This window comes from Aeromicrobium flavum, from assembly GCF_007992115.1.
Lineage (GTDB): Bacteria > Actinomycetota > Actinomycetes > Propionibacteriales > Nocardioidaceae > Aeromicrobium > Aeromicrobium flavum.
Window position 1 is genome coordinate 64,614 of sequence record NZ_BJZQ01000006.1, and the last position, 12,429, is coordinate 77,042.

Annotated in this window: 13 protein-coding genes; 3 read left to right on the forward strand and 10 right to left on the reverse strand. The window is 72.5% G+C overall.

The genetic code is table 11. The annotated features are described in order from the left end of the window. Positions 1-49 precede the first annotated feature (49 nt). Both AFL01nite_RS07985 and AFL01nite_RS07990 read left to right on the forward strand, forming a co-directional pair. Positions 50-808 carry an SDR family NAD(P)-dependent oxidoreductase gene (locus AFL01nite_RS07985; protein ID WP_146827146.1) on the forward strand — a complete coding sequence of 253 codons (759 nt, stop codon included), beginning with the start codon at positions 50-52 and terminating at the stop codon, positions 806-808. After that, positions 805-1,638, forward strand: a complete 834-nt coding sequence (locus tag AFL01nite_RS07990) for an alpha/beta fold hydrolase (RefSeq protein WP_146827147.1) — start codon at positions 805-807, stop codon at positions 1,636-1,638. Before AFL01nite_RS07985 ends, AFL01nite_RS07990 begins: the two co-directional genes overlap by 4 nt. Before the next feature lie 34 nt (positions 1,639-1,672). Here AFL01nite_RS07990 and AFL01nite_RS07995 read toward each other — a convergent pair whose 3' ends face one another. The 9 genes from AFL01nite_RS07995 to AFL01nite_RS08035 all read right to left on the reverse strand — a co-directional run bounded on the left by AFL01nite_RS07995 (position 1,673) and on the right by AFL01nite_RS08035 (position 7,884). Then, positions 1,673-2,308 carry a TetR/AcrR family transcriptional regulator gene (locus AFL01nite_RS07995; protein ID WP_146827148.1) on the reverse strand — a complete coding sequence of 212 codons (636 nt, stop codon included), beginning with the start codon at positions 2,306-2,308 and terminating at the stop codon, positions 1,673-1,675. 5 nt (positions 2,309-2,313) lie between these two features. Next, positions 2,314-2,769, reverse strand: a complete 456-nt coding sequence (locus AFL01nite_RS08000) for a hypothetical protein (protein ID WP_146827149.1) — start codon at positions 2,767-2,769, stop codon at positions 2,314-2,316. Then, positions 2,766-3,215 (reverse strand): hypothetical protein, encoded by a 450-nt coding sequence (locus AFL01nite_RS08005; RefSeq protein ID WP_146827150.1) that lies wholly within the window; start codon positions 3,213-3,215, stop codon positions 2,766-2,768. Before AFL01nite_RS08005 ends, AFL01nite_RS08000 begins: the two co-directional genes overlap by 4 nt. A 46-nt stretch (positions 3,216-3,261) precedes the next feature. Then, on the reverse strand, positions 3,262-3,546 hold the full coding sequence (locus AFL01nite_RS08010) for a transcriptional regulator (RefSeq protein ID WP_146827151.1): 285 nt from the start codon (positions 3,544-3,546) through the stop codon (positions 3,262-3,264). Next, the gene (locus AFL01nite_RS08015; RefSeq protein ID WP_146827152.1) at positions 3,543-3,971 is read right to left on the reverse strand and encodes a hypothetical protein; all 429 of its coding nucleotides are present in this window, start codon (positions 3,969-3,971) and stop codon (positions 3,543-3,545) included. The genes AFL01nite_RS08010 and AFL01nite_RS08015 overlap by 4 nt, the downstream gene beginning before the upstream one ends. Positions 3,972-4,054: 83 nt before the next feature. Continuing rightward, positions 4,055-4,879: a PHP domain-containing protein gene (locus tag AFL01nite_RS08020; RefSeq protein WP_146827153.1), complete on the reverse strand. Its 825-nt coding sequence runs from the start codon at positions 4,877-4,879 to the stop codon at positions 4,055-4,057. Positions 4,880-4,889: 10 nt separating this feature from the next. Next, the gene (locus AFL01nite_RS08025; protein WP_146827154.1) at positions 4,890-5,489 is read right to left on the reverse strand and encodes a histidine phosphatase family protein; all 600 of its coding nucleotides are present in this window, start codon (positions 5,487-5,489) and stop codon (positions 4,890-4,892) included. A gap of 4 nt (positions 5,490-5,493) precedes the next feature. Continuing rightward, entirely contained in the window at positions 5,494-6,528 is a 1,035-nt protein-coding gene (locus AFL01nite_RS08030) for a MaoC family dehydratase (RefSeq protein ID WP_146827155.1), read from the reverse strand. A 48-nt stretch (positions 6,529-6,576) separates the two neighbouring features. After that, positions 6,577-7,884: an endonuclease/exonuclease/phosphatase family protein gene (locus AFL01nite_RS08035; RefSeq protein ID WP_186813870.1), complete on the reverse strand. Its 1,308-nt coding sequence runs from the start codon at positions 7,882-7,884 to the stop codon at positions 6,577-6,579. 168 nt (positions 7,885-8,052) lie between these two features. Here AFL01nite_RS08035 and AFL01nite_RS08040 point away from each other — a divergent pair, with 168 nt between their 5' ends. Next, positions 8,053-9,825 carry a glycosyltransferase gene (locus tag AFL01nite_RS08040; protein WP_146827157.1) on the forward strand — a complete coding sequence of 591 codons (1,773 nt, stop codon included), beginning with the start codon at positions 8,053-8,055 and terminating at the stop codon, positions 9,823-9,825. A gap of 4 nt (positions 9,826-9,829) precedes the next feature. Here AFL01nite_RS08040 and AFL01nite_RS08045 read toward each other — a convergent pair whose 3' ends face one another. Then, positions 9,830-12,406 carry a glycosyltransferase gene (locus AFL01nite_RS08045; protein WP_186813871.1) on the reverse strand — a complete coding sequence of 859 codons (2,577 nt, stop codon included), beginning with the start codon at positions 12,404-12,406 and terminating at the stop codon, positions 9,830-9,832. Between the last annotated feature and the right edge of the window lie 23 nt (positions 12,407-12,429).

Here is a 12,429-nt window from a genome sequence, read left to right on the forward strand (position 1 = left end):
CCCGAGGCGCGGGTGATGCCCGCTCACGCGTGGCTGGCATGCTGGATCCATGACCCGAACGGCCCTGATCACCGGCGCGACGGCCGGCATCGGCAACGCCTTCGCCCGGCAGCTGGCGCGCCGCGGAACGAACCTCGTCATCGTCGCCCGCGACACCGCGCGCCTCGAGCAGATCGCGGCCGACCTGTCGTCCAGCCACCATGTCGACGTCGAGGTCATCACCGCCGACCTCGCGACGACCGAGGGCGTGGACCGGGTCGCCGACCGGCTCTCGGAGTCGGGCCGCCCGATCGACCTGCTGGTCAACAACGCCGGCGCTTCGCTGGCCGGGTGGTTCGGCACCACCGCCGTCGAGGACGAGGACCGACAGCTCGACCTGCTCGTCCGCGCCCCCATGCACCTCATGGACGCGGCGATCAAGTCCATGTCGGGCCGCGGCCGCGGCGAGATCATCAACGTCGCCAGCGTCGCCGCGTTCACCCCGCGCGGCGCGTACTCCGCGCACAAGGCGTGGCTCGTGAACATCTCACAGTGGGCCAACTGGCACTACGCCGACGTGGGCATCACCGTGCAGGCCCTCTGCCCGGGCTTCACGCGCACCGAGTTCCACCAGCGCATGGGCGCCGAGATCGCGGACGTGCCCCGCTGGATGTGGCTCAAGGCCGACCCGCTGGTGAAGGCGTCGCTGCGCGACCTCGAGCGCGGCAAGGCCATCTCGGTGCCGTCGGTGCGCTACAAGGTCCTGACCTTCGTCGCGCGGCACGCGCCGGCCCCCCTCGTCGCCAAGATCGCGCAGCGCGGACGGTGAGCGTTCCCAAGACCCTCGAGATCCCCGAGGGTGTCGAGGTCAGCCGCGTCCGGACGGTCCGCGCCGAGCACGCCGTCCACCGGATCCGCGCGGTCGGCGACCGCATCGGCTCGATCCTGCTGGTGCCCGGCTGGACGGGCAGCAAGGAGGACTTCACGCCCGTGCTGCCCCTGCTGGCGGCCCTGGGGTTCGACGTCGTCACCTACGACCAGCGCGGCCAGTACGAGTCGCCGGGCGACGCCGCGGACGACTACTCGCTGGAGGCGCTGGCGGACGACGCCCTGGCCCTCGCGGACGCCGCGCTCGAGGACGAGCGCTTCCACCTGCTGGGCCACTCGTTCGGTGGCCTGGTGTCGCAGACGCTGACGATCGAGCACCCTGAGCGCATCAGGACGCTGAGCCTGCTGTGCACCGGCCCCGGAGCGCTCGGCGACACCCCCACCCGGCCGCTGCAGCGTCTCGTCACGGCCATAGGCAAGGTGCCGCTGCTGCAGATCCACGAGCTGCGCGAGCAGGGCATCAAGCGGCCCGCCCAGGTCACGGCCTTCCTCGCGAAGCGGTTCACCGCCAACGCCCCGGCGTCGCTGAAGGCGATGACCCAGCACCTCCTCGACGCCGAGGACCGGGTGGACGAGGTCGCAGCCACCGGCGTCCCGTGCTGGGTCGCCCGCGGCGAGACCGACGACGCCTGGCCGCACGACGCCCAGGCCGACATGGCCAAACGACTCGGCACCGAGATCGTGATCCTGCCGTCGGCGGCCCACTCCCCCGCCGTCGAGGCCCCCGACGAGCTCGTCGACGACTGGCGCGACTTCCTGCTCGCCCACTGACCCGCCGCCGCCCTCCACCGCGGGTTTGCGCCACTCAGCGACGGCGGCGCAGGGTGGCGGCGACGGCCCGCCGGGCGACGGGCCCGAGGCCGTCGAGCGCGGTCGCCATGCTCGCCACCGCGTCGTACGCCCGGTCGGAGTCCGCCTCGGTGCGCACCGGATCGGTCAGCTCGAAACCGATGAACGCGGCCATCAGCAGGTCGGTGAACGCCTCGGCGTCGATCGCTCCCCCGAACGGCGATCCCTTGGCCAGCAGACGCGACGCCACGCCACCGAGCGGCTCCCGCCACAACAGCAGCGCCTCCCGAGCTGCCCGGCCGATACCCGGATCGCCCTGCGCCATCACCAGCGCCTGGCCGAGCACCGAGACGTGGCCGGCTCCGCGCTCCGATTCCTGGACGTCGCGGGCGAGCTGGACGAGCTCGCCGAACGAGCCGGCCTGCTCGAAGCGCTCGCGGTGGAGCTCGACCCGCTCACGGGTCGCGGTGACGCAGGCTTGGGCGACGAGGTCCGTCACGGAGCCGAAGTGGTAGAACACGAGGCCCTGCGCCAGCCCCGCGCGCTGCGAGACCGAGCGCGCCGACATCGCGTTGATTCCTTCCGTCGTCATCACGGCGATGGCGGCCTCGACGAGGCGGCGCTTGGACTCCTCGGCTGACTTCGGCGGCACGAGGTTCAGTATGGCCGGGTCGCCCGCAGGGCCCGGCGCATCGGCCAGCGCAGGGTCAGCGCCGACACGACCGCGGCACCGAGGGCCCAACCCACCGCGACGAGCACGCCGACGTCGAACGCCCACGCGACGAACAGCGTCTCGAGGAAGCCGATCCCACCCACCATCAGCACGACGACCTCGATTCCCCGGGCGGTGCCGAACCTCTGCTCGAGCGCAGGCCAGGCCGCGACGCTGACGACCACCGGCAGCACGCCCAGGGCCACGCCGGCCACGATCCCGATCGGGGCGCCGGCGACCAGCCAGATGACGACTAGTCCGAGCCACCCGACGGGCTCGGACGACGGATCCGCGGTCGCCGCGCCGACGCCGGAGAGGACCAGCAGGAACCCGAGGGAGCACAGGGCTCCGGCGACCGGGGCGGCGACGATCGCCCGGACGGCGACCTGGCGCCGAGTCATGCTGCCTCCCCGCGATTGACGGCGGCGTGCAGGCGACGCCGCGCGATGCGGCGCGCGCCCTGCAGGTGGAGCCACGCGATCCCCGTGCAGACCGCGACAGCGAGGAACACCCACGGCGTCGCCGCGAGCGGGTCTGCCGAGGAGCCGATCGTCGCGACCGCGAGCTCGGCCAGCACGATCGCCGCCACCACCCCCGTCAGGCGGCGGACGGCACAAGCCTCACCGACCGAGCGCACGAGATCGGGCCAGGCGCCGGCGGCGACGCCGGCCGGGACGATCCCGAGCGCGAGTCCCGCGCCCAGTCCGAACCAGAGCCCGAAACCCAGCCAAGCGACCAGCACGTGCGCTCCGGTCTCGTCGAGGAAGAGGAGGAAGCCGAGGGCACAGACGGCACCCGCGACGGCCGACGCGAGCAGTCCCGCCACCCACACGTCCACCGGCCTCATGGCGGTCCCTTCGTTCTTGAGCAAGTGCTCAAGAACGAGGATAGCACTATCCGACGATGGCTCGCAGGGCGGCGACGTGATCGCGGTAGGCCGTCCGGCCGGCCTTCGTGAACGCCGCCCACGAGCGCACCCGCCCGTCGCGCGTGGCCTTGGAGACCTTGACGTAACCGGCATCCTCCAGCGCCTTGACCTGCTTGCTGAGCACCGACTCGCTCACGTCCAGCCGGTCGCGCAGGAACGCGAACTCGACCTTGTCGACGGTGTCGAGGGTGGCGCAGATTTGCAGGCGGTGCGGCGCGTGGATCAACGGGTTGAACGCACCGACGGTCACGGCTGCTCCTCGATGCTGCGCACCCAGTCGGCGTCCCAGCGGGGCCCGAGGACGGCCCACGTGAGCGCCGTGACGGCACCGGCCCCAGCGGCGACCCAAGGGCCGGCCGACGCCACCGCCAGTCCCACGAGGGAGACGGCGATCATCAGCCACGCCCGCCAGGCCCCGGGCTCCCTCAGGTTCGCCCACGTCACGACGCCGGTGTGCTTCGTGTACCAGGTCATCGCCCCGAACACGACCGCCAGGCCCGCAGCGTAGAGCACCCAGCGGACCGGTCCGTCCAACCCGAGTCCCAGGATCACCAGGCCCATCCCGGTGCCCGCCACCGCGTAGTAGCCCTTCGGGCTGGCGGACCGGCGGGCCGTCTCCCGGCGCGTCGCCGCGATCTGCTCGAGCGCCTCGCGCGCCTCGTCCCGCTCGTCCATGTCGTCTCCTCGGCTCGACTTTCCGTCACGGAAAGTCTAACCGGCGACTTTCCATGACGGCAAGCCATGACGGAAAGTGGACGTCAGGCCAGCAGGCGCTCCAGCTCGGCCGGGTCGGTCAGGTTGGCCCCGAGGTGGAACGCCGGGCCCTTGCCCGTGCCGTGGTGGTCGCTCGAGCCGGTCTTCGCCAGGCCCAGGTCGTCGGCGATCGCGGCCAGGGCGGCCCGGTCGCGGGCGTCGTGGTCGGGGTGGTCGATCTCGAGGCCGGCCAGGCCCGCCTCGGTCAGCTCGGCGAGGAGCTCGGGCGTGATCTTCGTGCCGCTGTCGCGCGCCCACGCGTGGGCGATGACGGGCTTGCCGCCGGCCTGGCACACGAGCCGGACGGCCTCGAACAGGTCGGCCGAGTAGCGCCCCACGTACGCCGGCTTGCCCGGGACGAGCCAGTCGCGGAACGCCTCGTCGCGGTCCTTGATGTACCCCTTCGCGATCATCGCGTCCGCCACGTGAGGACGACCCCAGGCGGCGGCGTCACGCGCGCCCGCCAGCACGTCCTGCTCGGTGAGCGGCATGCCCAGCCCGGCGAGCTTGTCCAACAGCCTCGGCAGCCGGTCGTTCCGGCCGCCCAGCACGCGGCCGAGCTCCTGGACGAGGGGCTCGTGGGTCGGGTCGAACTCGTACCCCAGCAGGTGGACGCTCAGGCCCTCGAACTGCGTCGAGATCTCGATGCCGCGGATCAGCCGCAGGCCCACCTCGTCGGCAGCGGCCTGCGCCTCGTCCCAGCCCTCGGTGGCGTCGTGGTCGGTCAGCGCGATGGCGTCGAGCCCCTCGAGCTTCGCCTTGCGGACGAGGTCGCCGGGGGCGTCGGTGCCGTCGGACCGGGTCGAGTGGGTGTGGAGGTCGATGCGCACCTTCCGAAGCCTAGGCCCTGTCCTCCTCGGCCTCCTGGCGGACGTTCCACCGGATCACCACCGGCTGGCCGCGGTCGTCACCGAGGACGGAGTAGGTCCCGGTGTCGAGCAGGAACACCCGCCCGTCGGCGACGTCGAGGCCCAGCCACCGGGCCGCCAGGACGCGCAGCGAGTGCCCGTGCGCGAACACGAGCGTGCGCCCGCCCGCGTCGCGCGCCCGCTGCGCCACGCGGTCGAGGCGCTGACCGACCTGCGCCGAGGTCTCGCCGCCGGGCGAGGGATGGGACCACACCGTCCAGCCCGGCACCGTCTCGCGGATCGTGGCGGTCGTGATGCCCTCGTACTCGCCGTAGTCCCACTCGACGAGGTCCTCGTCGACCTGCGGGGTGAAGCCCGCGAGCTCGGCCGTGTCGAGGGCCCGCTTCCGGGGGCTGCTCCACACGTGGTCGAACCCGACACCGGACAGCAGCGGTCGCAGCGACCTGGCCTGGGCACGCCCGGTGTCGGTGAGGTCGAGGTCGGTGACGGACGTGTGGCGCCACGACCGGCTCCACTCCGTCTCGCCGTGGCGGACGAGCCACAGCTCGGTGTCGGGCTCGGAGTCGTTCATGGCCTCAGCGTGGCACGAGCGCCCAGTAGTCGAGGTCGAGCAGCACGCCGGGTGCGTACTTGCCGTCCTCGCCCTTGAGCGTCATCGACTCGTCGCGACCCTTCGTGGCCACGAGGCGCAGCCGCAGTGCGCCGACCCCCGGAGCCGCGGTCTCGGCCTTGTCGAGCACCTCGCTCCAGGCGTAGACCGTGTCGCCGCCGAACGCGGGCGACGTGTGGGCGCCGGCGTTGATCGCGGCGATCAGCTGGGCGTTGGCCAGTCCGTTGAACGACAGGGCGCGCGCCATCGAGATGACGTGGCCACCGTAGATCAGCCGGTTGCCGTCGGGGCGTGCGTCGACGTTGAAGTGGACCTTGGCGGTGTTCTGCCACAGCCGCGTGGCCTGCTGGTGCTCGGAGTCGGTGAGGGTCACGCCGTCGACGTGGTCGATCTTCTCGCCGACCTCGTAGTCGTCGAAGCGGTGCGGCTCCCCCGCCGCGGCGACGTCGTAGTCCGTGAAGTCGAGGCCCTCGGGAATCACCAGGTCGCCGGCGGCGACGAAGGGCGCCAGCTCGGGCACGACCGTCTCGGGCGCGGGCGCCTCGGGGTCGCGCTTGTGCACCATGACCCACCGCGCCCAGTCGATGACGACCTCACCGCGCTGGTTCGTGGCGGTGGAGCGCACGTGGACCACGCCCGTCTTCCCGTTGGAGTTCTGCTTCAGCCCGATGACCTCCGACGACGTGGAGATCGTGTCACCTGGCACGATCGGCCGGTGGAAGCGGCACTCGGCGTAGCCCAGGTTCGCGACCGCGTTGAGCGAGACGTCCGGGACGGTCTTGCCGAAGGCGACGTGGAACCCGATGAGCTCCTCGACCGGGTGCGGGTCGAGGCCCACCGAGGCCGCGAACGCCGCCGAGGACGGCACCGCGAACCGCGTGGGGTAGAGCGAGCCGTAGACGGCCCGGTCGCCCTCGGTGATCGTACGGGGTGTCGCGTGCTCGATCACCTGCCCGAGAGTGAAGTCCTCGAAGAAGTTGCCCGGGTTCGTCTTGCTCATGTCGTCCTCACGGTTCGCCGATGGTGCGGGCACCATCATGGCGGATCGTCAGAACGCGAGAGTCGTCGCGATCATGTTGTGGTCCGACGGGGGCGTCCGGCTGTACTTCGCCTTGCGCAGGTTCGCGTCCACGACAGTCTCCCAGCCGCGGCTGAAGAACCCGGACGCGAGGACGTAGTCGATCCGCGTCCCCTGGTGGCGGTAGTACGCCGCCGGCGTCGAGCCGCGCGGGCGCTTGAACTTCTTGTCGCGGTACATGCACGTGTTCTTCGCCGTGCCCGGTCCCTTGTCGCCGGCGTTGGACGAGTGGTACGCGACGTTGATCCGGCGCTGGACGTGCAGGGGCACCCGCACGGTGCGGCCGGACGCGAGCGACTTGGTGACGCCCACCGACTTGCACGAGCCGCGCCACTTGGCGCTCTTCGACCGGTAGACGCGGCGGTCCGTGCCGAGCACGTCGACCAGCCCGGCGCGCGTGAAGTCGTCGACGGCGGTGGTGCTGCGGACCCGGCCGGTGCTGTTCAGGTCACCGGTCAGCACGGCGGGGAGTTTGCCGCCGCGCATCGCGCGAACCTGGGCCATCGTCGAGAGGATCTGCGAGGCCTGCTTGCGGCGGAACGTGTTGGAGACCGACGTGGTGATCGACTGGTTGCGGTAGCGGGCGTCGAGGTGCGTGTTGCCGAAGACGAACTCGCGTCCGCTCGACTTGACGCGGAAGACGGTCCAGTCGAGCGTGCGGGCCGTCCCCGTCGCGCTCGAGAGCTTGCGGACGCCCTGGCGCACCACGGTCAGCACGCGGGAGTCGTAGATGGTGCGGTTGTCCGACGAGGACGCCGACGTCGAGGTCCGGCAGGTGCGCCACGGCGCGCGCTCGCCCTTCCACGTGCCGTTCCACACCGCGGGGTTCGAGCCCGTCGTGGGGCAGCTCTTCCGGTTCGTGTTCGTCAGGCGGTACGGCGCTCCGGGGGTGCGCGCGTTCATCAGGTCGAGCACGTGCTCGTACTGGGCGTGGTTCCGCGAGCCGGCGGGACGACGCTGCATCCACGCCTCGGAGGCCTCCTGCAGGCCGATGACGTCCGGCGCGCAGCGCATGATCATGCCGACGAGGCGGTCCGCGCGCGACTCCCACCGCGGCACGCTGCCCTTGGACGCGTTGTAGCCGACGATGTTGTACGACGCGACGAGCAGCGGCGTCCGGCCGGCCAGGACTCCCCCGGCCGACGTCTCGCGCACCACGTCGCCGTGTGCGGCGCAGCGCGCCGGAGCGGCCGACGCCGGGGCAGCGGTCAGCGGGACGGTCAGCAGGGCGGCCGCGACAGCGAGCGCCAGTGACACGGCAGCGAGACGAGAACGCACGGGGACCTCCACCAGGACGCGACCGAGGTGGTCGCACGATCTCCGATTCTACGTTCACATCAGTCACACGAGCAAAAAATCGTCACATCCGACCCACTGGTGCCTCGCTCGGGGTCCGTCCCCGGCTAGGGTCGGGCGCAGTCTTTTTTCGACACCGAGGGAGTAGCGATGGAGACGCAGGAGCCGATCCCGTTGCCCGGCGGGCGGCAGTTCGCAGCCACGCACAGCGTCTCGCGCACCTTCGGCGGCATGACCTCCGCGCTGCTGCGCCGCAGCAGGGCCTTCGACCGGCTCGCCGACACCCCCGTCGACGTCGTCACCTTCACGTGGCAGCCCGATCAGCCGGAGGTCGAGGAGCACCTGCGTGCCCAGGGCCTGCTCTCCGACCGGGTCCGGCTCCGCAACGCCTGGAACGAGATGGCCGGCCTGGAGGACGTCCCGACCGGCCTGACCCACACCCGCGAGGCCGCGCTCGGCGGCTTCGAGCCGCTCGGCGTCGAGTTCGAGCTGCATCCGGGACTGCGGCGGCGGCTGAACGAGGAGGGCCGCGTCCTGCAGACCGACGTCCTCCGCCCCGACGGCTCGCTCGCGCTCAGCGACCGACGCGACCCACGCACCCGAGGCACCCTGGGAGGCCGCTCCATCGTGCTGTGCGACGCCGACGGCGAGCCCTCCGCAGGCTGGACCGGCGCGTACGGGTTCTACCGCGCCTGGCTCGACCACGTGGTGGCCGGCGAGGAGGCCACCTTCATCGTCGACGGCAAGCGCGTCGTCCCGATCTTCACCGGATGGGACACCCCGCACGCCAACCTCGTGCACCTCGTGCACGCGTCGCACCTGGTCGCCGGCGCGCGCCGTCCCTTCGACAAGGTGATGAGCACCCGTTCGAGCGCCCTCACCACCGTCACCGCGTGGGACGGGTTCGTCGTGCTCTCGAGCCGCCAGCGCGACGACATGGACGCCCTCCTGGACGTCGGCGACCGCGTGGACGTCGTCCCCAACGCCACGCAGCTCCCCGCCGACGACGTGGACGACCTGGCCCGCGACGATCGCGTCCCCACCGAGGGGGTCGCGGTCGGCGGCCTGCACCCGCGCAAGCGTCACCGCGATGCGATCGCCGCCGTCGGGACCCTCCGCGACGCCGGCCGGGTGGTCACCCTCGACATCTTCGGCAAGGGCGAGCTGGAGGAGCCCCTGGCCGAGCAGATCGCCGGTGCGGGCCTCAGCGAGCAGGTGCGCCTGCTCGGCTTCGACCGCGCCGCCGTCGATCGCTTCGCCACGGCGTCGTTCTTCACCCTGACGAGCACCGCCGAGGGATTCCCGCTGGTGATGGCCGAGGGGATGTCGCGCGGCTGCATCCCGGTGGCGTACGACATCCCCTACGGTCCCGCCGACATCGTCGAGGACGGGGTCTCCGGGTTCCTGGTGCCGGACGGCGACGTCGCCGCGCTCGCCGCGGCGATCGAGAAGGTCGTGACGATGCCGAGCGACGAGCGCGCCGCGATGCGCCGGGCGGCGGTCACGTCCTCGCAGCGGTTCGCCGACGTCCCGGTGACGGCCCAGTGGGCCGCCGTCTTCGAGACCGCGCGCTCCCGCCGGCTGGCCCGTGGGCCGAAGATCGACGTGACGGTGCTCGACCACGTGCTCACCCGCGGGGCCGACCGGATCCGCGCCGAGGTGTCGTTCACCGTCTCCGGAGCCCGTCGCGGTGCCGACGTGCGCGCCGCCGTGCAGGTCAGGGGGACGAACCGCTCGGTCCTGCTGCGCGCCGGCGGTCCGGTCCAGCGCCGGCGCCTATCGCGGACCCGGCGCACGACCGTCGAGCTGACCGGTCCGGCCGTCGCGTGGGTCCCCGGCGGCTGGCCCCTGGAGGCGGTGCTCGAGGTCGAGGCCGACGGGCGCATCACGCACGTCCCGCTCGGCGCCGTCACCGCAGACTGATCGCCTACCCGGCGGTGGCGGCGGGCCAGAGCTCCTGGCGCGCCACGTAGGTGCCCGACCACGGCTTGGTGCGGTCGGCCCAGTGCACCAGCTGCGGCTCCTCGTCGAGGTGCTCACGCGTGGGCACGTGAGCCCAGCGCGGCGGCACCGTCGCACGATCCGGGCCCGCGTAGAGGTGCAGCGCCTCACGCGTGCGCAGGCCGAACGCGCGCACGTGCGCCAGCATCTCGTCGGTGAAGCCGTCGGCACGCATCCGGTCGAGGTCCAGCACCAGCACGTCGGTGTCGTAGGCGTCGAAGTCGAACACGTGCCGGGCGTGCATCCGGCGGTAGAAGTCGTGCGCCGCACGCGGGGCGTCGTCGAGTCGCTTGGCGGCGTTGTAGAACACCTGGAAGCCGCTCGAGTGCGGCAACGTCGTGTCGCGGGCCGCCAGCGCGTGATCCCCGAGGTCGAGATCGGCGAGCTCGGCGAGGTCGCCGAGGACGACGGCGTCCAGCGGCAGCAGCACGGCACGACGCACGTCGGCGAGCAGCTCGGGGACCAGCAGCTCGACCGCGGTGCGCTCCGGCGCCGGGACCGACGTCGTGTCGATCCAGCGCACCCGGTGCCCCGCGGGCGCCGTCACGCCCGGATCGGCCAGCGGCGCCAGCACGTGGAAGCACAGCGGCCGCGAGCTCCCGCCGGCGGCGGCCGCCAGGAAGGTGGGCAGCCGCACGAGGTCGCGCTCCGCGGCGACCAGCACCACGTCGACGGACTCGTCCTGCTGCGGCGCGTCGCCGACGGCCAGGGGGGCGACGAGCTCGGCGGCGCTCGGGCCGGGGGCGTCGAGTGCGACGACCGCCTCGTGCCGGGCGCGCGCGACGGCGACCTCGTCGGCGACGGTCTCGCGCCACAGCGCGTACACGTCGTCCTCGGCGGCGCCGGACATGATCGCGGTGAGCACCGGCTGGAGCCGCTCGATCATCCGGACGCGGATCGCGTCGAACTCCTCGGGATCGAGGCCGTACAGCCCGTTGAAGCGGATGTCGGCGTTGAACTTCGGCTGGAAGTCGACCGCGAGGCCCAGCGAGCGGGTCGGCAGGTAGCAGTGCAGTCGCATCGTGACGACGTCGGTGAAGTTGGTCCGGTACCACTCCAGCAGGTCGATCGCCTCGCGCATGTTCTCGATGAACGAGCGGCGCTTGACGACGCTGCGGCTCTGCTTGATGTTCTTCTTGCCCTTCGGCACCGGCCCCCGCAGGTGGTCGACGTACACGGTGGCCGGCTCGGGACGCGCGCTCAGCTCGGGGAACACGGTGCTGACGCTCGTGGTGATGCACCCGGAGAAGAACGCCGGGACGTCCAGCGAGAGCAGCAGGTCGACCGTCGTCCAGTCGCGGCAGCCGACCGGGCCGTACCGGCGCAGGTAGTCCAGCGACTCCTCGGTGAGCAGCGCGCGCTTGTTGCAGTGGAACGACACGAAGATCGGCCGCAGGCTCGGGTTCAGCGGGAAGTCCCAGACGCCCGACGCCATCAGGTCGTGCATGTGCCAGCCGAACTCCAGCAGCCAGGTGCCCTCGGGGAAGGCCTGGAAGGTGGAGGCGTCGCGCTCCATCCGGTACAGCTCGACGTCGTTCGCGGCGGTGTCGAGCCGCAGCTCGGGGCGGACGCGCTGCTGGAGGTCGCCGAGCAGCTCGGGGAGGCCCTCGCCGCCGTGCCAGCGCAGGTTCTGGTGCCGGGCGACGTGGCCGAGGCTCGCGAGGGTCTGGATGTGGTCGCCGATGTTCTGGGACGTCTTCGTGCGGCCCGGCTGCACGTAGTCGATGACGGCGAACGGCACGCGTCCGGTCGGTGCCGGGAGGCTGCGCCCGCGGGTCGCGCCACGCCAGCGATCGATCCAGGCGAGGTGGAGGTCGGCCTCGGCCCAGTCCGGCGATCCGGTGGCGGCGTGGGTCGCGTCGACCTGCGCGTGCAGGCGCGCGGTCAGGTCGGCGTCCCCGGAGGGCCACACGTGCCGCAGGGCGTCGAACCAGGTCTGCGTCCCGAGGTCGAGGTCCTCCTCGAGCCAGCGCTCGACGACGGCACGCGCGCGGTCGCGGTCGCCGGCGAAGAGCGTGCCGACCAGCTCCAGCGGCGCGGCGGCCAGGGCCTCGGCCTCGGTGACCTGCGCGAAGTGATGCTCTGCCAGGGCGGTGAGGTCACGGTGGAACGCCACGGTCGCGGCCGCGAGATGACCCGGTGCCCCGCCGTGCCGGGCGGCCACGGCGTCGGCGAACGCCTGTGCCGGGAAGACACCCTGCGCGTGCACCAGCTCGCGGGCGGCGCGCGTGTAGGCGACGCCCGGCTCGGTGCCGGCGAGCAGCCACTCGGCCAGCGGCGGGTCCGAGCGCCGGGTGACCCCGGCGGTCGGGTCGGCCGGCAGCTCACGAGGAGGCTTGCCCGGACGACGGCCCTGCGAGGCGGCGAGCAGCTGCTCGTACGCCTGCGCCCATCGGCGCGACTCGGCGCGCGCGGCGCGCACCTGGGCGGCCGAGGGTGCGGGCTGGCCCGCGGGGCGGAGACGGCGGGAGACGGCCGAACGAAGGCGCGACAGGCGAGGCACGGGACTCCTGGGAGTGGAGGAAC

Excerpts from the sequence above, each read along its gene's own strand:
- AFL01nite_RS07985 (WP_146827146.1), top strand. The coding sequence starts at position 50 with ATGACCCGAACGGCCCTGATCACCGGCGCGACGGCCGGCATCGGCAAC.
- AFL01nite_RS08000 (WP_146827149.1), bottom strand. The coding sequence starts at position 2,769 with ATGACTCGGCGCCAGGTCGCCGTCCGGGCGATCGTCGCCGCCCCGGTC.
- AFL01nite_RS08005 (WP_146827150.1), bottom strand. The coding sequence starts at position 3,215 with ATGAGGCCGGTGGACGTGTGGGTGGCGGGACTGCTCGCGTCGGCCGTC.
- AFL01nite_RS08015 (WP_146827152.1), bottom strand. The coding sequence starts at position 3,971 with ATGGACGAGCGGGACGAGGCGCGCGAGGCGCTCGAGCAGATCGCGGCG.
- AFL01nite_RS08025 (WP_146827154.1), bottom strand. The coding sequence starts at position 5,489 with ATGAACGACTCCGAGCCCGACACCGAGCTGTGGCTCGTCCGCCACGGC.
- AFL01nite_RS08030 (WP_146827155.1), bottom strand. The coding sequence starts at position 6,528 with ATGAGCAAGACGAACCCGGGCAACTTCTTCGAGGACTTCACTCTCGGG.
- AFL01nite_RS08040 (WP_146827157.1), top strand. The coding sequence starts at position 8,053 with ATGGAGACGCAGGAGCCGATCCCGTTGCCCGGCGGGCGGCAGTTCGCA.